Genomic DNA, 21,261 nt, shown 5'->3' with positions numbered 1-21,261 from the left:
AGTTTAAATTACTTTCATATTTCTAATTAGAATCTCAACGGACTGCATACGACATAATTTTTTCTTCAGATAAGTCATCTCCTGGAAGCTCCCCCGCCAATTCTCCCTCACGCATAACTAATACCCTATCACTCATACCAATAATTTCCGGAAGTTCAGAGGATACCATTAATATAGTTACACCTTCTTTTGCCAGATTTAAAATAAGCCGATAAATTTCTTTTTTTGCTCCAACGTCTACCCCTCTGGTCGGTTCATCAATAAAAAGGATTTCTGAATTCGAGTAAAGCCACCTAGAAAACATAAACTTCTGCTGGTTACCTCCACTGAAATTCCGAATTGTATTATTTACGTTTGGCGGTCTAACCTGCATTTCATTAGCAAAATATTCTGCTTTTTTCTTCTCCTTTGATAAACTGATAAAAGGTCCATAACTAATATTTTTTAATTTAGGAATAGTCGTGTTAAATTTTCCTGACTGATTTAACATTAAACCGTCCTGTTTTCTTTCTTCTGGAAGAAAACCAATTTTTAATTTAATAGCTTGTTTAGCATTTTTTAGTTTTCGCTTTTTATCAAAATAATAAATATCTCCATTATCGATAGAGTCAACTCCAAATAAAGCTCTTAATAACTCTGTTCTTCCTGCCCCCTCCAATCCGGCAATACCAAGAATTTCTCCTTTATTCACCTCAAAATTAATATTTTTTAATACATTTTTTCTACTTAGATTTTTGACTTTAATAATTGGATTTTTTATAATTTTCCCTCTTTTTTCAGGATATATATTACTAACTTCTCGCCCAACCATCATCCTTATAAGCTGATCCGTACTAATATCTTCAGTCCGCTCTGTTCCCACGTATTGTCCATCTTTAAGTACTGTCACTCTCTCTGTTATTTCAAATAACTCTGATAGGCGATGAGAAATATAAATAAATGCTATATTTTGTTTTGTTAACTGGTGTATAACAGAATAAAGCCTATCTAATTCTTGTCCACCTAAAACAGCTGACGGCTCATCAAGAACTATTAATTTAGCATCTCTTGTAAGAGCTTTTGAAATCTCTACTAATTGCCTTTTGGCTACATTCAGATCCTTCACTTTTGTATAAGGATTTTCATTTAATCCAACTCTGCTCAATACTGGTAAGCTATTCTTTTTTAAAGTTTTCCAATCAATAAGTCCTAATTTTGTTTTTGGTAGATTACCTAAAAATAAGTTTTCTGCAATTGAAAGATGAGGTAATAGAGTCATTTCTTGGTATATTACAGAAACTCCCAAATCAATCATTTTCTTCGGATTAGGCGAATCAATAATCTCATTGTTTATTAAAATTTCTCCCTCATCTTTTTTATAAGCCCCAGAAAGAATTTTCATCAATGTAGATTTACCTGCTCCATTTTCACCTATCAATCCATGAACTTCACCAGGAGAAACTGAAAATGATACATTATCCAATGCTTTTACACCAGGAAAAACTTTACTAATATGACGCATTTCAATATAGTTATCCAATTTCTTTGCCCCTTTTTATTATGGTTGGGGTGACGAACGTTCCCACCCATCATTTGCAATAATACCCTTATCTATAAATTCCTTAATTTTTCTTTCACTGTAACCTTGCGTTTTTAAAATTTCTACAGAGTGTTCTCCAATTGCAGGCTGATGCATTCTTTGTTCTACAGTTTTATCGTTATATTTAATCGGGTGATTAAGCAGCTTAATTTCTCCGGCTTGCGGATGGTTATATGTTGTCAGCATTCCGCTCCATTGAACTTGAGAATCTTTTACAACATCTTCGTAGCTGTTAACAGGAGCAAACCATATATTATGCTCTTCAAATAATTTTACCCAGTCATCATAATTCTTTGTTTTTATAATTTCGCTAAATATACGGTCAATTTCAAACCGTTTATCACTCATTTGATCACTTGACTCATATTGCGCTAATTCCTTAGAGTTTAAGATCTCAGCTAACTTTTCAACTGGTGTGTTAGAGAGTGTGATATACCTGTCTTTTGTTTTATAAGTCCCATATGGCGCTTGATGAAATCTGCTGGCTAATCCAGTTTCACTTCTACTCCAGAGTTTTCCTTTATTTAAAAAATAAGTGAGTGGTTCAATCTGTAAATCTAAAGCTGAATTTAAAAGACTCCCCTCTACTTTACAACCTTCTCCTGTTTTTTCACGATTGAATAATGCGGCTACTATTCCAAATGCAGCAAGCACTGCTCCATGTTGATCAACTACAGCTGTACCAACAGGAGTTGGTGGAGCACTATCTTTACCTGATAGTGTCATTAAACCGCTTAAAGATTGCAAAAGTAAATCTTGACCTGGTTTAGATTCATATGGTCCACCGCTTCCATAACCTGTGCATGAACAATATATTAGTTTTGGATTTATTTCCTTTAATGATTCATAATCCAATCCCAGTCTTTTCATAGCTCCTGGTCTAAAATTCTCTACAATCACATCAACTTCTTTGACAAGGTCAATAATAACTTCTTTCGCTTCATTATTTCGTAAATCAATGGCCAAGCTTTTTTGATTACGATTTGCCAACAAGAAAAAAACGCTTACATTGTTTTGATATGCATTAAATCCTGACCAGAACCTTTCATAAGCTCCCTTTGTCTGTTCAATTTTTATTACATCTGCCCCAATATCTGATAACATTTGAACTGCTGAAGGACCTTGAAGAAAATGAGTAAAACTTAAAACTTTGATTCCTTTCAATATTTGCATTTCTAAACCTCCTTTTAAATCGTAAATCTAAACGTTTAGATTTAATTACATAAAAAAACTTAAATTTAAGTAATAAATCCTTTTTTATAACCTAAAAAAATAGAATATCTAAACGTTTAGATTTGATAGTATAAATAATAACTTAATCTTTAAAAGAATGTCAACATATTTTTTTATAAAAAAAAAGAACTATCTGAATTTTCCACTACTTACTTAGGTAAAATACTTATTCAGTATTCACGTTATAAATGCTTCTTTTGTTTATATTTATAATAATTGCTGTCATAATAAGCGCAAGTATACCTAATGCTATAGAAACAGATGCAACACGGAAATGATCAATCATCCCTCCAGTAATAAAAGGTAAAATAATACCACCAATTCCACCCGAAGCAATAACTATACTTGTATTCCTCTGGGTATCGCCTTGCAATATATGATCTACGTAGACAATACCAATTCCGAATATACCACTCATCATTAAACCAATACATGCAATTACTATATAACTTATCCATATATTTCCTGCGAATCCCAATAATATAATAAAAACCACTGAACCTGAACATGATAAAATCAAATATTTTGCATAACTAATTCTTTCAGCTAAATAGCCGGATAAAACTCGTCCAAATACCATAGCCCCCCAAAAAATAGTAACTGAAAGAGTAGCTTCTAAAATTCCTGTATTTAATTGATTGACTAATATAGACGGTAAAAAATTCATAACAGTAATTTCCAACCCAACATACAATCCAAAAAATAGAATAAAGCTCCAAAGTATCATATTACTACGTTTCCTATCTATATCTAATTTCTGTTCATTATCAATAGTTTCTTTTGGTTTTCCTAACCAATTATTAAGCTCCCCAAAATATGTTTTCATCCATATTAAACTAATGGCTACAGCGTATAAACCTAATGCTAAAAAAGCATATCTCCATAAATCTGTAACAGCCAGCCACCCTGTAACTATAGGCATAATTAATGAACCTAAACCAAAAAAGACTTCTAATTTACTAAAAGCAATCGCTCTTTTTTCTTTCGCAACATCAATAATAAGTGAGCCCACTAACGGCTCAATAACCCCAAATCCAAATCCAGCAAATAAAGCAACAATAAGCCATATTGACCATGGTAACATCATAAAAAATACAAATTGGGATAATGCTATAGAGATGGATGCTACAATAATAGTCGTTCTTCGGCTAATTTTTCTAGTTAGATACGTTGATAACAATACTCCTGCTAAAAAGCCTATCGACTGAAAAGATATCAATATTCCTCCATCAACATAACTCTTCTCATAATAATTCAGGATTTCAACCAAAATTGAACCTAAAATAATATGTGTGAAGCCAATTAAAAAGTATGTGTAACAAGCAATCCATATTAATCTGTTCAGCAAAAAATTTCCCCCTCCCTTTTCAATAATATATAATTAAAATCTAAACGTTTAGATTTTAATTAAAAGTAATTCATTTAATAAATATTTTCGAATTATTTTATATATTTTTTCATTATTCTAAAAAAAAGTCAATGATTAATTTTCTATGAATAATCCAAGTTTAAAGGAATAGTAAATTTATAAAAAACTCTTATTCATTATTGCAGTTATAATGAAGGAGAGGGTTAAAAGACTTTTAAGATGAATTATATAATCTAATTTAATCCAAACAGATTCTTAACAGTCCAGATTTAAATTTCTCTTCAAACCATTAATATATCTTTATAAATGTCTTCTCAAAATGCTAAAGTTCGAACTGCAAATTAAAAACCAGGCTTTTCGTTATTAGGTTGTATAAACTTATAATTCATTTAATAAAATAATTAAATGTCGGTGTCTTTTTCCCTTTATCGGCTATACTCCGAATTATTTTATCTATTATCGCATTGATAAGAGACAGACTAACCGGCCCTTTCTGTAAAAGAGAGTCTCCAGAATGCGCGGTGTGCACAGGGAGTGTTATATCTGCGAACGGTACTGTCGGTGCAGCTAAGGAATCTGTAATGACAATCACTTTAATTCCTTTTTGGTGCGCGTCCTTTGCTAATTGGATCGTGTCTACAGCATACCTATAGAAAGAAAAAACAATTAACGATGAATTTTCAGGTAAAAAATCCAATACTCCTGCATCGCTTTCCGGGCGAAACAGACTGACGTTTCCAATAATGTAATTTAAGTTAAAATACAGCCAATGTGCATAGCTGTAGGAATGATAATATCCAGCGATGACAATCCGCTCACTTTGTAAAATCGTATTGGTCACTTTTTCTAATTGCCCCGCATCTATCTGTTTATGCAGCCAACGGAGATTCTCTATGTCTGCCTCCACAGAATCATGAAAAGTACTTTCCGTCGCTTCTTCTGTGGCTTGTGATAGATGTAAAAGCTCATTTCTTACTTCCTTCTGTAATTCAGCATAGCCTTTGTAGCCAATGGCGTTACAAAGCCGGAGCACCATCGTTTCACTGACTCCAATCATTTCTCCTACCTTTTTTGCCGGATGCGTCGCATAGGCAATCGGCTCATTTAATAAGTAATCGGCAGCCTTTTGCAGCCCTTTTGTTAAATTTGGCCAATGTGCTTTGATGCGCTCTTGATATGTCGTTTCCATTCCATCCCTCTTTTGAAGTTTATACAATTATTTAATATTGCTTTAAAGTATAGACTTCATTATAATAGAATGCAACGTATGAATATACACGATGATGAAATAAAAATCAGTTAGTACAACACTATTTAAGAGGTAATTTATTAGCAGTTACTACAAAAGGAGTTCTTCTCATGAAAATTACAGAAATTACAATGCACCGTATGAATATGCGAATGAAAAATCCATTTACAACAAGCTTTGGAACCGAACAGGATCGGGAATTTATTATTTTGGAAGCAAAAGATGAAGATGGCACAATTGGCTGGGGAGAATGTGTCACATCCGAATCTCCTCTTTATATTGAAGAATTTACAAAAGCTGCCTGGGTGATGCTGGAGGAATACTTAATTCCGCTCACATTGGGACGTGAATTTAGCCATCCGGATGAGCTTACTGATTTATTCGAACCCTTCAAGCGCAATAACTTGGCAAAAGCAGCTATTGATGCAGCGGCCTGGGATATTTATGCAAAGCAGCAGGGCATTTCCCTCGCGCAGGCAATCGGCGGATGCAGAACGGAAATCGAGGTCGGTGTCAGTCTTGGAATTGAAGATGATATCGAAAAGCTTCTCAACAATATTAAAGCGAAAACAGAAGAAGGCTATAAACGGATTAAAGTGAAAATTAAACCTGGAAAAGATGTCGGGGTTGTTGAGCAAATCCGCAAGCAATTTCCTGATATTCCGCTGATGGTCGATGCTAACTCTGCTTATACACTCGATGATATCGATACGCTGAAAAAACTGGATCCATTTAACCTTATGATGATTGAACAGCCTTTAACAGCCGGGGATTTAATTGATCATGCCGAGCTGCAAAAGCATATTAAAACGCCAATTTGCCTGGATGAAAGCATCCATTCCTATGACGATGCACGGCAGGCAATTCAACTCGGCAGCGGGAAGATTATTAATATGAAGGTCGGACGTGTCGGCGGGATTACTACAATGAAACGAATTCATGAGCTATGTAAAGAAGCGAATATTCCAATGTGGTGTGGAGGTATGCTTGAATCCGGCGTAGGACGTGCGCATAATATTGCGATTACTTCCCTTTCTACATTTACACTGCCGGGAGATACTGCCGCTTCTTCACGCTATTGGGAGGAGGATATTATCGATCCGGAAGTATACGTCAAAGATGGCATCGTACAGGTTCCTGCTTCCCCAGGAATAGGGTATGAAGTTAACCGTGATAAATTAGCAAAATATACCGTTGAGAAAAAAAACTTTAAGCAATAAAAACGGATCAAAGAAGCGCTGTGAAAGTTGTTTAATCCTTTCGAAAAGGAAAACCTATTTCACAGCGCTTCTTTTTTGTCTTCATTTAAATGTTATTTCAAAAATAGTACATATTAAATATATAAGAGGATGTTCAAAAAGTCCAATAAAAATGACACGGCGAATTTCTGCGTTGACGAATATTTTCCGATACTCACGTATTGTTAAGCATACGCTCCGTTCAGAAAATATTCGTCGCCTTGAACTTCTTGGTCCTATTTATCGTACTTTTTGAACACGCACTATAAGATGATTTATGAAAAGAAATAGCCAATATCCCACTATTTGCATATGATTTAAAAACTAAGTAAAATAGTTCAAGCAACAACCTTGAAATCACAGCAGAATCATTGTATAGTTTAATCCGTATTATTTTCATTGGATTTATAAGGAACATTTTATGAGGAGGATAACACCAAATGGATAATTGGTTTATAGTATTAAATATTATTGTTTTACTTGCATTAATTGGTTTGCTAATCTATATGCAGAAAAAACATGTTTCTTTCGCTAAACGCGTATTTACAGGTATGGGAATCGGAATTGTGCTGGGTGCTCTTTTTCAGGTCGTTTATGGAGCAGACTCGGATATTCTTACAGGAACCCTTGACTGGTACAGTATTGTCGGCAGCGGATATATCCGTTTCTTAATGCTGATTGTTGTTCCGCTCGTTATGGTTTCGATTATTCGTGCCATTATTAACCTGAACGAAACAAAGCAGCTTGGAAAAATGGCAGGCTGGGTGATTGGTGTACTTATTTCGACAACACTTATCGCAGCAACACTTGGTGTGGCAACGTCTCTCATCTTTGACCTCAATGCAGAACAAATTGAAGCGGGTCATGAAGAAACAGAACGAGGAGCCTCACTGGAAGAAAGTTTTGAATCTATGTCAGAACAGACTACACCACAACGGATTGTTAATTTTATTCCAAATAATATCTTCTTAGATATGACCGGAGAACGTTCTACATCTGTTATTGCCGTAGTTATTTTCTCTGTTCTTGTCGGGATAGCCACCCTTGGAGTGAGCAGGAAACAGCCGGAGCAGGCTGAACGGTTTACAAAAATGGTTAATGCCGTATTTGCAATCGTGATGCGGCTTGTAACACTCATTTTACGTTTAACTCCGTTTGGTGTATTAGCACTGATGACGAATATGGTCGCTACAACCAATTTTGCCGGGATTGTACAGCTCGGTAAATTTGTAATTGCATCCTACGCAGCGATGATTGTGATGGTTCTTATTCACATGTTAATTATCAGCGGGTTCAGATTAAATCCCGTGACTTTCATGAAAAAAACCTTTCCAGTACTGGGATTTGCCTTTACTTCCCGTTCCAGTGCCGGCGCGATCCCGTTGAATATTACTGCACAGAAAGAGACGCTTGGTGTAGATGATGGAGCTGCCAATATGTCAGCATCATTTGGAGCGACGATGGGGCAAAATGCCTGCGCAGGTATTTATCCTGCAATGCTTGCTGTTATGATTGCACCAACTGTCGGTATTGATCCAATGTCTCTTGACTTTATTGTACAGCTTGTATTAATTACAGCTATCAGTTCATTTGGTGTTGCAGGTGTCGGCGGCGGAGCAACATTCGCAGCGATTATCGTTCTGTCCTCCATGGGACTGCCAATTGCTTTAGCCGGCTTGCTGATTACTGTTGAGCCGCTCATTGATATGGGCCGCACCGCTGTCAATGTTAATGGCAGCATGGTTTCAGGTACTGTAACTTCTAAAGTACTCGGCAACCTGGATGAAACGAAATTTAACGATAAAAATGCGGTTGTTGAAAATACTGGCATTTAAATTTCCCGATTAAAATAGCAGCCATCTCTATATTTTCTAGAGATGACTGCTATTTTTTTGCGGTTACTCTAATCTGCCTGCATTCCTCCATCCACATTATATAATGCTCCATGTACAAAGGAGGCTTCATCAGATGCAAGGAAACGAACAATTTGCGCAACTTCCTCCGGTGCACCAAACCGTCCGACTGGAATCCCCTGCTTAATCGCTTCTCCTGATTTTTCCGGCTCTCCAGGTGTTAAATTATTTTGAATATCTGCCAGCATCTGTGTATCAATTGCTGCAGGAGCTACCGCGTTTACACGAATTCCTGCTGGTGCCGCTTCTAATGCTGCGGTCTTTGTTATACCCGCAACAGCATGTTTGGAGGCTATATACCCGACCATTCCCGCTGAACCGATATATGCAGCATTTGATGCTGTATTAATAATACGTCCATGCCCCTGTTTTTTCATTTGCACAAGAACATGCTTCAGTCCTAAAAATACGCCGGTTACATTAATAGACATGATCTGTTCGAAAGCTTCCTTCTCTAAATCTGTAATTTCCGCAACAGGACCGTTTATTCCTGCATTATTAAAGAAAACATCAATTCTTCCAAAATGACTAACCGTTTCCTGAACATAATTTTTTACGTCGGATTCATTTGTCACATCCGCTTGGATAATAGCAACATTTTCCGGATTTGACGTGAGGGATTGCTTTGCTTTTTCTAAGGATGATTTGTTAATATCAACTAATACAACTTTAGCACCCTGCTCCAAAAATAATTTTGCCGTTGCTTGACCAATTCCTCCTGCCCCGCCGGTTATCAGCACAACCTTATCCTGCATAGACATCTCTCCCTTTTTTATACTTTTCATCTCCTATTTTATGATAGCGCTTTCAAATATACAAATAATTGGTTTAGCTGATTACTTCGTACGAAGTAATCAGCTAGATAAACAAGTGCACCGTAGCTATCCCAACCCAAGCCGCTATAATACTTAACAAAGCAGACATCAGAATATACAGGAAAGCCGCCCGCCACTGCTTATCCATCAGCAAATCAATAACTTCCTTCCCAAAAGTCGAAAATGTTGTATACCCGCCACAAAAGCCCACTCCTAGAAGAAGCCAAAGCTGTGAAGGTAAATCAAGCCCGTATAAAACACCTAACAGAAAGGAGCCTGTCATATTAATGATCCAGGTAGCGACAGGAAAAATGATTCCTTTTTCTACTCTTACCACATTCATATATTCACTGATTATGTACCGTAATAACGCACCAGCCGCACCCCCGAGACCTACAAAAACCATAAGGGTAACCCTCCTTTATATTGCTTTTCATTTTAAGCTTTCCTAAAACGTTTATATGCAGCTCTGCCTGACCAGACACCTAACCCGGCAAAAGCAATTCCTACAGATAAGCTTATTCCAATATAAAGAAGCGCCATTGGCAGATTAAGCTGAAGCACATCTAATGCAAATGTAGAAAATGTCGTAAAAGCTCCCAGAAAACCAGTGCCAAAAGTCAACGCCCAGGCCTGCCGGTCCTGCCTGGAAAGAGAAACAAGTGTGAGCAGAAATCCTAAAAAGAAGCAGCCGATAATATTTACTGCAGCTGTAGCTATAGGAAAGGACTGCTCGCCAAATAACAGACTGATTTCATAGCGTGCCATTGCTCCAAAAAAAGCACCAACCGGCACGAATAGATAGTTCATCTAATCACCTTACCTTTATCCGTACACTATTTAATACAATGAAGAGTATATACAATTTAATCCTAAGTGACTGAGAAAGCAAGTGTTTTTGAAGATACAGCTTTCATTTTTCATAAGAAAAGTCTATTTCCCGTCATATCATTGAAACTTTTCAAGACTTTCCCTCGTATTTAAAGTGCAAAGAAAAAATGGAGGGACTCGCCCGATGGACTATTTATACGGAATTCAAATTTTTTTAATTCTTATGTTTTTCTTTTTCAGTTACCTCATTTTAATACGAAAAAACTACTATTTAATCAGCGGATTCAAGTCGAGCACGACAGCAGAACAGCATAAAATGATCAAAGCAGGTTATCCGCGTGCTGTTGGTAAGATGATGCTGCATGTAGCTATTGTTTTAACAATTGGATTCCTGCTGCAGCTCCTGCACGTTCCTTATGCAATGGAAGGTTCTTATGCTGTTATGCTTATTGTTTTATTTATTGAAACTTTTTTAATGATGAAAAAGGTGAAAAGAAAATCTCAAAAGATAAACAAAACGGTTTTAATGCTATCTCTCATTTTAGTCATTGTCGTTTTTGCTATCCCTTTTATGCCAAATAAATTGGAAGTAAATGGTGACTCCTTTGAAATATCAGGCTTGTATGGCGAAGAATGGACGTTTTCAGATATTGAAGATATTTCCCTGTATGATGAGCTTCCTGAAGTTATGATTCGTACAAATGGCATTTCTTTATTTGGAAAGCATATTGGGAAGTATCGTTTGGAAGGCTTAGGATCCGGTAAATTATTCCTTCGTTCAAATGAAGCCCCTTTTATTGTCATCCGCACGAAAGACAGTTTTGTTATTATAAATACAAATCAGCCTGATAAAACGATAGAATCTTATCAACAGCTGGAGCAGGCCATACAACAAAATACCGATAATTAACAAAAGCTGCCCGATAAACCTCGGACAGCTTTTATTCTGAATGAATTTATTTCAAGAAATCCGGATTTTCAAATGCCGGATCAGGATATTTATAAAAACCTTCGCCAGATTCAATACCAAATTTCCCTTTATCCAGATACTCTTCTTTTAAAAAGCTCGCAACTTTTTCAGCTTTTTTATCTCCAGCCTCTGCATGTGCCGCGGACAGATTATAAGGTGTGCGGATACCAATCACATCCAGTATAGCAAATGGACCCTTAGGTGCTTCGGTAGCTACCATCCATGTTTTATCAATGGTCTCTGCATCTGCAATTTCATTTACTAATAAATCCTGTGCTGCATCTAAGAATGGAACCAGCAAGGAATTTAAAATATAGCCTGGCTGTTCTTTGTATATAGGGAGTGCAACCATGCCGATTTGTTTCGCAAATGCGACAACATCCTCAAACACTTTCATATCTGTCCCTTCATGCTTCATAATTTCTGCTGTATTGTTTTTCCAAATCTCATTCGCAAAGTGCAGCATTAAAAATTGACTCGGGCGTCCTGTTGCTTCAGCAAATTGACTGGGAAGCATAGTAGATGAGTTAGATGCAAAAATTGTTTTTTCTGGAGCAACTTCTGCTAATTTTTTATAGAAATCTAATTTAATTTCTTCTTTTTCAGGCACTGCTTCAATAATTAAATCAGCGTCTTTAACAGCTTCTTTTAAATCGATAGAAAAGCTGATCCTTTCAAATGCTTCTTTTACTTCCGCATCCGCAGCATTTAAATCCTCTTTATAGCGCTGCTGCCATTTTTCCATACGTGTTTTGGCTGCCTCGACAGCTTCGGCATTAATATCATATACCGTTACATTAAATCCTTTGTAAGAAACCTGATAGGCAATTTGGCTGCCTAATACGCCGCTGCCCGCTACTGTAACATTTTTAAATTCCATGAAAAATCCTTCTTTCTATTTTTTACAATTTTAGTATACTCCTAATGATGACGAACATAAACAAATTTGCTCAAAGGAAACTATTTTAAATTGACGCTTATATTTCCAAATAAATAGAGCAGTTTGGAGCTGCCTTATTCATTAGCATCTCCAAACTGCTCTATTCAATTCCATTCTTTAAACCGGGCAATCATTTGCTTGAGCTTCTTCTCCAGCTTTCCTTCTCCTTCACGCTGTTTTTTCCATTCATTATAGCTGGCAATACTGATAAACAATATTCCCGCAATCAGAAGATACGCCCACCAGGGGAGATTACCCCAATAAGGCCTTGTCTGATAAATAACATTAAACAGCAGCGTTCCAATTCCGACAAAGAAATATGACTTCAATTGATAACGCATCCCTGCGAGTAAGGAAATAATGGACAAAATACCAATAATTAAAGCATCTAAAATTGTTGCGCTTTGAATGGCATCAGCAATCAAATAAACAGTAACAACAATCAGCAGCGCTGTCTGTATATGCCGCATCAGCGATTGATAATCTTGCCACGTTTTCTGGGATAAAATAATAGCTAAAGCAAGCACCGGCAGTGCCTGAAGCTCTGCATAAATCACTTCTGGAATGATATCGGTATAATGATCAAGCACCAGATAATATGGCGGTAAACAAGCAACTCCGCCAACTGTAATAAATATTTTCTGCAGCATTTGACTTCCCAAACGATCCACCTGTAAGAAAAACCAGGAAGCAAACAATACATAAGGAATAACAGTCAGCCAAATATTTTCCAGCCCGTTTACCGAGCTTAATGCAAAGGCAAGATAGGCAACTGCCATCAGAGAATACCAATCTACAGCCTGCACACTCCCCTTGTGAGAATTGTATAGTTCTGTAAATAAATATCTTCCCGCCGCTGCTAAGATTCCAAAGCCGAGGCAGAATATCAGCCATAAATCAATTTCTCCCTTAAACACTCCTTGCAGCTGCCATAGATAAACAGAGAAGAATAGAGGCACAACAAGGAATAAGGTCCATTTTCGCCTATGCAGGAAATATAAATTCAGGATAACCAGTCCTGCAAAGCAGATGAGCTGCCAAAGCTCCTCTGCAGCTGCTAAAAATACTACCATCGCTAAAACCAGATGCAAATACGGGATTAAAAACCAGTCTATCCGCCGCTTCCATACTACTGGTACTGCGGTCCAGACAGCAATTAAAACTATTCCGGCAACCAGCCAGGTATAAACAAACGAAAGAGCTGCCATCCAATCATAATAAGAAATGAAAGAAACCACTGTTCCTATGAGCATTATTAATCCGGCGTATAATCCCGTTTTTATTTCCCACTCTTTTTCCTTTGTCAGTGCGGTATAAGCATAAACCGCCAAAGGAACCAGCCAGACTGCCGGATAAAGAACCGGCCGTGCTGCACTATCGCCTGCGATAATCAGCACAAGAAACAGGAGTACTGCATGCGCAAAATAAAAGAAATAAGGCTTTAAGCTGGCATCTAATTTACCTAAATAGCGTTCCACCGCTAAAAATAAAATCGGCAATACAAGCATAAACCAGACGAATCCCTCCAAAGTATTGATGGAAAATGTACTTAACAATGATACATAGAAGCCTAAGCTTGCAGCCGCAACCAGACTCCAAAATAGATGCTTCTTAGTAAAACGGACAAGCCAGTACATCACGCCGATCCCAATGAGTAAAATCATCGGTCTTACAACCATTTCATCCCCGGTAAAATCAGGGTAGAGCAGCAGCATCGCTAATAAATAGCTGCCCTGGCCAGTATAAAATGTTGTTCGTGTTAATTCCTGCTGCTTTCTCTGCTTCCAAATAAGGCTGATGCCAAGCAGAATAATTCCCGCAGCCGCCAGCTGAAAAGGAAGATCCAGCTGAGTGCGGTAAACATATGATTTTTCTGCAAACTCAAAGTAAAGAATATACATTGCCAACAGCCAGTTTACCGGAACAGCCCAGGCAGCAATACGTTTCTCGGCCGGATTTTCAGATGCAGAGGTCACATAAAATGCAACAGCTCCTATTATCGCAAACATGCCTGCAGTCTCAATAAATTCAAGAAATAACAGCTTAAGCAATATAATGATAGCAATCACCGGCATCGACCAGAAATACATACTTTTCTGTATCGCCTGCATATAAGGAATACGACTTTTGAAGCCGAGGAGAAGAAATAAACCTGTCATATAGAAAAACATAAAGTTAAGAATACTTTCCGGGAAAAGCGGCTGAATAACTAATGACCAAAATTGTATACCAATAGCAATAAAGAATACTGGAGCAAGCCAGCGAAAAACGCCCCGCTTCGTTACTTCTGCAAGATAGACATAGGTCCCTGCAATCACTGCATACGCAAGAAGCATAAACCAGGAATCTCCGTCAGCCCGGATAATCAAGCCCTGAAATGTGACATACAGAAATGCAAAACCAGAAATAATTCCGCTGATATAATAAAAAGCCTTCCTTGCAAAGGTATCCTTCCGCATTATATAGGCAAATCCCAAATAAGCTGCGCCCATCAAGGCATAGATAAACGAATCTGCCGTATTTAAAATCGAATTCTCTGTCAGCTGATAAATTCCGTAAGCAAATAATGCCGCAAATACAAATTGGTACCCTTTTGTCTGATAGACAAAAACCATTGCCATATAGATAAAAGCTGTCAGGAGTACATTGAAGCTGTAAAATACAGCCTGATTATAAACAAACAGCATTAATAAGGTGGAAACGATAAGATTCAGCTGTGCATAGGCTGGCAGCTCATCTAAAAAGACACGCAAAATCTGCTTTTTTTCTTTCCAAAAACGGTGATAAGCCAATAATAAGACAGCATTATACAGCATAATCAGGAAAAAGAACATATCCACTGGAATGCGTAGAGCAGCAAGTAAAAAGCCTATGAAAAAGGATAAGAATAAATAAGTAATCCATACAAACAATTTAGCCTCTGTCTTATAAGCATTCCAGAAATATAATGGGAGCGGAATAAGTGTACAAAGAATTCCGAGCCAATAACGCCCTTCCCCGGTTAATGTCAAATAATCTCCAAATAATCCAAAATATCCAATTCCAATAATCGCAATCGGTAATAATAAACTTCCTAACGTCAAAAATGCAAAAGCAGTCTTTTCAATTTTCAGGAAACGGGATGACAAACCGCTCAATGCTAAAAAGAAAACAGAGACGCCGATCAATGTAATAACCTTTAATAAGGCTCCCATTTGGTCCCAGGTACTTGTCGCTACAACAAGACCACTGATTAATAGAAAAGAAACACCGAGAATAAGCAGCCATGTAATATTTCTTTCTCTAACCTGTTCAGCTGTTTTCGGTTCCCGTGCCGGTTTTTCTTTCTTTTGTACTGATTCTTCCTGCTGATCCGGAGCTGACAGCCATTCTTTCTTATCCTTATCCCCCTGTAAAAAGCTTGTCAGAATCTTTTTGCCTGACGCATTATCCGGCTTCGGAGGAGATTTTTCTGCACCATCAGGCTGATTCTGTTTTGCAGCATGGCGTACCTCTCCAGACAGTTTTTCTTTTTCATCGCCCAGCTGAGGTGCATTGTGCCGTGACGTATCCATGCTTTTATCAATCTGCTGCGCATACTCCTGATGGGCTGTCAGTATGCGCTTATAATCTTCCATGCTGATTAAGTCTCTTTTTAATAATTCGATTAGTTCTTCCTGCAGAATTTGAGCACGCGTTTTAGAATCCGAAATAATGCTCACCCTCCTTTCCTAAGATGAAGGATATGTTCAATAACTTTCTAATCAATAAGTAGATAGTAAAAGCCTCCACTTCTCATTATTTGAAGCGGAGGCAGCTCATTTTTTCTTCCTTCCTGTTCCGCATAAATGGAACTTTTTAAGCTTTTACATCAATGGAATGTCCTAAGTTTGGATGCTGCGGCTGATCCAGCATTTTAATAAGCTCTGCATTTTGCGCTTCCGCATGATCCATAACCTTTCCCATTAAGCTGAAGGATACCTGTGTCTGCAGGTTAGCCTGACTCATTATCATCGACATTTTTCCGACATCCACTTATACATTCACCTCGCTTTGGAAGATTTTATAACTATCTTTATTTTACCATAAGTTATATACCCACTCTCATAAATAATGAATATTTTCAGATAAAAATGGTAATTTAGAAGCAATCAGTTGTTTTTCCAGCTGGTATAATCAAAATTTTTCATTGCAGGAAATTATTACATTAAGATAATTTATGCTAATTCTTGGTGCTGCCAAAAGATTCATGATAAAATTTTCGTATTAGAATATTGAACTATTTCCAAAGAACCAGCTAAAAAGAACCAAATATTTATCTATCTTTGGATAAAAAGTATAAAATTGATAGTAAATACATATTTCAATTCTGTCCACAAAGCAGAAAAGCTGCTTATCCACTGAAAGGACATAAGCAGCTTTTTAAGTATACTTAAAAATATAGCATCCAAATATACACAGCCGGTACAGATAAAGGAGAGGAATCCGTTTGGCAGGCGGAAATATTATGTTCTATCTTGTTAATGATATTTTTATTAATCTTTGTATTTTAATCACCTTAACCGTGGTTTATACACCGCTCCGGTCAAAATTGAAAATAAATACCCTCTCTTATTGGCAGCAAGGGGTTATTGACGGCACTGTTTCCGGGTTATCCAGTGTCTTATTAATTGTGTTCTCCATTAAAGTGGCTGAAAATGCATGGATAGATTTACGTTTTATACCGATTATGCTGCTTGTTCTGTTTGCAGGGCTATTCCCTGCTGTAATCGCGAGTATTGTCGTTATTATTGGCAGAATTATCATAAGCGGAATGACAAGCCTTTCAGTGACAACGATACTTTTGATGATTTTATTAATTATTGGATTTCAGCTGATTCATAAACTGTACCAGCCTGATAAAGCAACCTACAGTAAGGCTCTGATGATGATTCTATTTTCCAATTTCGTGTTTTTCGGCATGATGATGTATTATTTTACTGATTATCTTCAATTACTGCGTTTTATGCCTGTTTATTGTATCGTATCGATTATTGGTGGATTGATTGCTGTTGTTTTCTCAAAGTATCTGGACAGGACAGCGATGCTTTTGTCGAAATATGAAGAGGAGGCATCCAAGGATTTCTTGACAGGATTGCAAAATATGCGGTCTTTTGAAGCAACATGGCATAAATTTATTAATAAATCCGTGACAGAAAATAAAAAACTGACGCTGTTAACGATGGATATCGATTATTTCAAGCAAATCAATGATACATATGGCCATCCGGCAGGGAATCAGATTTTAACAGAATTCAGTGATATTTTATTAAAAAATATCCGTTCACTCGATATAGCCTTCCGTAATGGAGGAGATGAATTTTCAATTATCCTGCCTGACTGCAGTCTTGAAAACGCATTAGAAGCAGCAAAAAGAATTCAAAAAGAAGTCGAAGCGCATACATTTCAAATTTCAGAGGAACAAAGTATTTGTGTAACCGTCTCGATTGGTGCAGCAACTTATCCAGACACATGCACCAACCAGCATCAAATCATCCAAACGGCAGATAAAGCTTTATACAAAGCAAAGCAATCAGGAAAAAATAGGATATACCCTTCTCAAACGTCAGTCCGGGAGGGAATGTGAGAGCTTTCCGGACTGTCGTTTCTTTATAAATGGGCTCTCAGGCATACAGTATAAACTGTTATTTATCCAGATTCTTTGTCTTTAAAATTTTAGACATTGCTGTAACATCAAGCGGCTTGCTGTAATAATAACCTTGAATTTCATCGATAGCATGATCGCGTAAAATGTCGAGTTCTTCTTTCGTTTCTACTCCTTCAGCAACTACCTCCATGCCAAGACATTTCCCCAGTCTGACAATGGTCGTTGCAATCTCTTTTTTAATGGATAAATTAGAAATCCCGCTGATAAGGGACCGGTCAATTTTTAAAATATCTAAATCAAGCTTTTGCAAGTAAGCCAAAGAAGAGTATCCAGTCCCAAAATCATCGAGGGCAACCTTAATACCTTTCTTCCTCATTATTTTTAAAATTTGCTGTACATATTTTTCCTTATCAATAAAGAGACTCTCTGTAATCTCAATTTGTATCCAGGCAGGGTCAACTTGATAAGCATCCAGATAAGACCAGAATTTTTCGATAAAGTCAGCCTGTAAAAACTGGCTGGGCGATATATTAACGGATACAGGAATCGGATCATATCCTTTTTCTTTCCATAGCTGCAGCTGTTTACAGACATTTTCGATTACCCAATCACCAATTTCATTAATCATTCCCACTTCTTCGGCTAAGGGAATAAACTCAGCAGGCGATATCTCCTCAAAATCCGGATGCTGCCAACGGATCAGAGCTTCGCAGCTTGTTACAATATCCCCTTCCGGAAATACCTTAGGCTGATATACAATATAAAATTGATTTTTTTCTAATCCCATTCTTAAATCATTTTTTATCTGGAATGCCCTTTGATTCGAAAATTTCATCTCTCTGTCAAAGAACCTGTAATCATTTTTAAACAGGCTCTTCACACGATACATCGCCAGATCTGCATGCTTCATGATGGCAGATGCGTCCGGGCCCGCCTCTGGATAGGTTGCTACTCCTATACTGGCAGTCATATTTAATTGGTATCCTTCGATAGAAAAAGGTTCTTTAAAGCTTTCAATAATAGCTTCTGCAAAATACTGCATGTCCACTGGAGCGGTGATGGAATGAATAACAATCGCAAATTCATCTCCGCTGAGCCGTGCAGCCATGCCTTTTTCACCAATAAGATTTTCAAAACGGCGGGCAACAGCTACCAGCAGTTGATCGCCTATGATATGTCCGAGCGTATCGTTTACATATTTGAAGCCATCCAGATCAACAAACATAATGCCGAATCTGCCATTATGTTTCTTGTTATATTCAATTTTTTTAATTAAATCCTCATCGAATTTCCGCCGGTTCACAAGCCCTGTTAAATGATCATAGAAGGCCATCATACGAATTTTTTCCTGATTTTCTTTTTTATCCGTTATATCAAAACGCATCGCTATATATTGCATGGGCTTACCTTTTCCATCATTCACCGGAACAATCGTCGTTTCCACCCAATAAAAAGAGCCGTCTTTCGCACGGTTTCTGATTTCACCTTTCCAGACGCCGCCAAGCCCAACTGTCTGCCACATATTTTTAAAAAATTCTTTGGAATGGTAGCCTGAATTAATCATCTGATGGGTATTTCCAATTAATTCATCCCTGGAATAACCGGATATTTCGCAAAAACGATCATTTGCATGTGTGATTTTACCTTGTTTGTCCGTAATTGCTAAAATCACGGATTGATCCATAGCATACTTAATATCTGATAATTCCTTTAACGCTTTCATTAACTGTTGATTTGCTTCTCTCTCATCCGTAATCACGCCAAAAATTTCCGGGCCATTCTCCGACATAAAACGATAGCCAAAAATGTTAAATAGGAGTATCCCCCCATTTTCCGTATTAAATGAGGTATTAAAATGAATTTGATTTTTTTCACCATTAACAAGTTTTGAGAAATTTTCAGCTACGTGAGGACTGATATTAGAAGAGAGTACATTTTCATAATCTTCTCCAGAAAGGATATCTTTCGACTTATTTATTACTTCACAAGATATCTGTTCCGAAAAATATATTTTTCTATTTTTAATCTTAAACACAACCTGAGCCAAACCCAATTCCTCCCCGCACCGCCCCTGCAGAAATGTATATAGTATAAATATATCATGTAAACATAGTTAGCAACACACTTATTTCGACTAAATAAAACATTTTCTTCTAAATATATTTATTTCATTTTCATCAATTTTTAAATATATTTCTATAAAATTTAAAGAATGAAAATAGATAGAACAAAAAAACCGGACAAAGTATCGGTAATATATACTTTATCCGGCCTTCCCTATGAACTGCTGATTTTATTAACTGAATAAATTAATTGTCGTAATAATAATTGGTACTGCGAAAACATCAATTAAGAATGCACCCACCAGAGGAACAACTAAAAATGCTTTTCTGGACGGGCCGAATTTAGATACGACCGCATCCATATTGGCAATCGCGTTAGGTGTTGCTCCCAATCCGTGGCCTGTAAATCCACCAATCATAACAGCAGCATCGTAGTTTTTTCCAAGCATTTTGAACAGGATAAATATGCTGAATAAGGCAATAAAGATAACCTGGACCAGTATGATAAGTAATAGTGGTAAAGCCAGATCAACAATTTCCCACAATTGAATGCTCATCAATGCCATGGATAAAAAGATCCCTAATGTGATATCACCTATTATACCAATACTCTTCATCTGAATAACATTACCGGAAATCCGGTCAATGATATTCCTCACAATAACAGCAACAAACATCGCTCCTACATATCCTGGAAGGACAAACCCTGTCCATTCGGTAAATGAATCTCCCAGGTATGTTCCTAATGCCATACAGAATACTATAATAAAAACCTGGATCATAAATGATTTTGAATTTAATTCCGTATCCTGCTGATTTACGCTACCCATAGAAGTATCAGAAATTTCTTCTGCTTCTGTCGGTTTTAATTGATATTTATTCATTAAATATTTAACAATTGGTCCTCCGATTAACCCTCCGGCTACTAAACCGACTGTGGCCGCAGCTAAACCAATCGAGAGAGCACCATCTATTCCTAATTCTTCGATAGTAGTACCAAATGCCGTCGCTGCTCCATGTCCGCCCTCCATGGATATTGCGCCAACCATCACACCGATTAATGGATCGAGATTTAACAGCTTTGCCATTGACACACCAATGATGTTTTGAGCAAGTGCCAAAAATCCGCATGCCAGCCAATAAATAATTAACAGCTTCCCGCCTATTTTTAGCAGCTTAAAGCTGGCTCCTAAACCGACTGTTGTAAAAAAGGTAAGCATAAATAAACTTTGCAGCGACGTATCCAGATTAATAATTAAAATATCAAACCCGCGTAAAAAGGTAATTACTAAAGCAAATAATAATCCCCCGACAACTGGTGCCGGTATGCAGAACTTATTCAGGAATGGTATTTTATTATTCAGAAATATTCCCAGCATGTAAACAGCTAAAGCAAAGAAAATCGTTGTAACCTGATCAAATTCTATCATGATGC

At 37.1% G+C, this 21,261-nt stretch carries 16 protein-coding genes; 4 read left to right on the top strand and 12 right to left on the bottom strand.

All coding sequences use genetic code 11. From position 1 onward, the window contains the following. Positions 1-34: 34 nt before the first annotated feature. The 4 genes from BN1068_RS05365 to BN1068_RS05350 all read right to left on the bottom strand — a co-directional run bounded on the left by BN1068_RS05365 (position 35) and on the right by BN1068_RS05350 (position 5,370). Entirely contained in the window at positions 35-1,519 is a 1,485-nt protein-coding gene (locus BN1068_RS05365) for a sugar ABC transporter ATP-binding protein (protein ID WP_217697304.1), read from the bottom strand. A gap of 18 nt (positions 1,520-1,537) precedes the next feature. Then, a complete protein-coding gene (locus BN1068_RS05360; protein WP_217697303.1) occupies positions 1,538-2,752 on the bottom strand; it encodes a CaiB/BaiF CoA transferase family protein in 1,215 nt (404 codons plus the stop codon). 226 nt (positions 2,753-2,978) lie between these two features. Next, positions 2,979-4,160 carry an MFS transporter gene (locus BN1068_RS05355; RefSeq protein WP_175637084.1) on the bottom strand — a complete coding sequence of 394 codons (1,182 nt, stop codon included), beginning with the start codon at positions 4,158-4,160 and terminating at the stop codon, positions 2,979-2,981. 406 nt (positions 4,161-4,566) lie between these two features. Continuing rightward, entirely contained in the window at positions 4,567-5,370 is an 804-nt protein-coding gene (locus tag BN1068_RS05350; protein WP_077601799.1) for a MurR/RpiR family transcriptional regulator, read from the bottom strand. 170 nt (positions 5,371-5,540) lie between these two features. On the opposite strand from BN1068_RS05350, the gene menC reads away from it, so the two are divergent. After that, positions 5,541-6,650 carry an o-succinylbenzoate synthase gene (gene menC, locus BN1068_RS05345; RefSeq protein WP_077601798.1) on the top strand — a complete coding sequence of 370 codons (1,110 nt, stop codon included), beginning with the start codon at positions 5,541-5,543 and terminating at the stop codon, positions 6,648-6,650. A gap of 458 nt (positions 6,651-7,108) precedes the next feature. Then, positions 7,109-8,503: an L-cystine transporter gene (locus BN1068_RS05340; protein ID WP_077601797.1), complete on the top strand. Its 1,395-nt coding sequence runs from the start codon at positions 7,109-7,111 to the stop codon at positions 8,501-8,503. A gap of 68 nt (positions 8,504-8,571) precedes the next feature. Here BN1068_RS05340 and BN1068_RS05335 read toward each other — a convergent pair whose 3' ends face one another. From BN1068_RS05335 to crcB (BN1068_RS05325), 3 genes are all read right to left on the bottom strand, one after another. Beyond that, positions 8,572-9,336: an SDR family NAD(P)-dependent oxidoreductase gene (locus tag BN1068_RS05335; protein ID WP_077601796.1), complete on the bottom strand. Its 765-nt coding sequence runs from the start codon at positions 9,334-9,336 to the stop codon at positions 8,572-8,574. A gap of 103 nt (positions 9,337-9,439) precedes the next feature. Then, positions 9,440-9,802: a fluoride efflux transporter CrcB gene (crcB, locus tag BN1068_RS05330; protein ID WP_077601795.1), complete on the bottom strand. Its 363-nt coding sequence runs from the start codon at positions 9,800-9,802 to the stop codon at positions 9,440-9,442. A gap of 32 nt (positions 9,803-9,834) precedes the next feature. Further along, positions 9,835-10,206, bottom strand: a complete 372-nt coding sequence (gene crcB, locus BN1068_RS05325; RefSeq protein WP_077601794.1) for a fluoride efflux transporter CrcB — start codon at positions 10,204-10,206, stop codon at positions 9,835-9,837. A 205-nt stretch (positions 10,207-10,411) separates the two neighbouring features. On the opposite strand from crcB (BN1068_RS05325), the gene BN1068_RS05320 reads away from it, so the two are divergent. Next, positions 10,412-11,137 carry a DUF3784 domain-containing protein gene (locus BN1068_RS05320; RefSeq protein ID WP_077601793.1) on the top strand — a complete coding sequence of 242 codons (726 nt, stop codon included), beginning with the start codon at positions 10,412-10,414 and terminating at the stop codon, positions 11,135-11,137. Positions 11,138-11,183: 46 nt separating this feature from the next. On the opposite strand, the gene BN1068_RS05315 is transcribed toward BN1068_RS05320, so the two are convergent. The 3 genes from BN1068_RS05315 to BN1068_RS05305 form a co-directional block, all read right to left on the bottom strand. After that, the gene (locus BN1068_RS05315) at positions 11,184-12,077 is read right to left on the bottom strand and encodes a 3-hydroxyacyl-CoA dehydrogenase (protein ID WP_077601792.1); all 894 of its coding nucleotides are present in this window, start codon (positions 12,075-12,077) and stop codon (positions 11,184-11,186) included. A 164-nt stretch (positions 12,078-12,241) separates the two neighbouring features. Further along, the gene (locus BN1068_RS05310) at positions 12,242-15,838 is read right to left on the bottom strand and encodes a hypothetical protein (RefSeq protein ID WP_077601791.1); all 3,597 of its coding nucleotides are present in this window, start codon (positions 15,836-15,838) and stop codon (positions 12,242-12,244) included. A gap of 136 nt (positions 15,839-15,974) precedes the next feature. Beyond that, positions 15,975-16,151, bottom strand: a complete 177-nt coding sequence (locus BN1068_RS05305) for a YjfB family protein (RefSeq protein ID WP_077601790.1) — start codon at positions 16,149-16,151, stop codon at positions 15,975-15,977. A gap of 454 nt (positions 16,152-16,605) precedes the next feature. Between BN1068_RS05305 and BN1068_RS05300 the strand changes: the two genes are divergently transcribed. Beyond that, on the top strand, positions 16,606-17,742 hold the full coding sequence (locus BN1068_RS05300; RefSeq protein ID WP_077601789.1) for a GGDEF domain-containing protein: 1,137 nt from the start codon (positions 16,606-16,608) through the stop codon (positions 17,740-17,742). A 58-nt stretch (positions 17,743-17,800) separates the two neighbouring features. On the opposite strand, the gene BN1068_RS05295 is transcribed toward BN1068_RS05300, so the two are convergent. Next, positions 17,801-19,810, bottom strand: coding sequence for a putative bifunctional diguanylate cyclase/phosphodiesterase (locus BN1068_RS05295; protein WP_077601788.1), 2,010 nt, complete (start codon positions 19,808-19,810; stop codon positions 17,801-17,803). 249 nt (positions 19,811-20,059) lie between these two features. Next, the gene (gene gltS, locus BN1068_RS05290; protein WP_077601787.1) at positions 20,060-21,259 is read right to left on the bottom strand and encodes a sodium/glutamate symporter; all 1,200 of its coding nucleotides are present in this window, start codon (positions 21,257-21,259) and stop codon (positions 20,060-20,062) included. Positions 21,260-21,261 lie beyond the last annotated feature (2 nt).

The organism is Oceanobacillus sojae (assembly GCF_900162665.1).
Lineage (GTDB): Bacteria > Bacillota > Bacilli > Bacillales > Amphibacillaceae > Oceanobacillus > Oceanobacillus sojae_A.
This window is presented reverse-complemented; position numbering and strand designations above follow the sequence as displayed.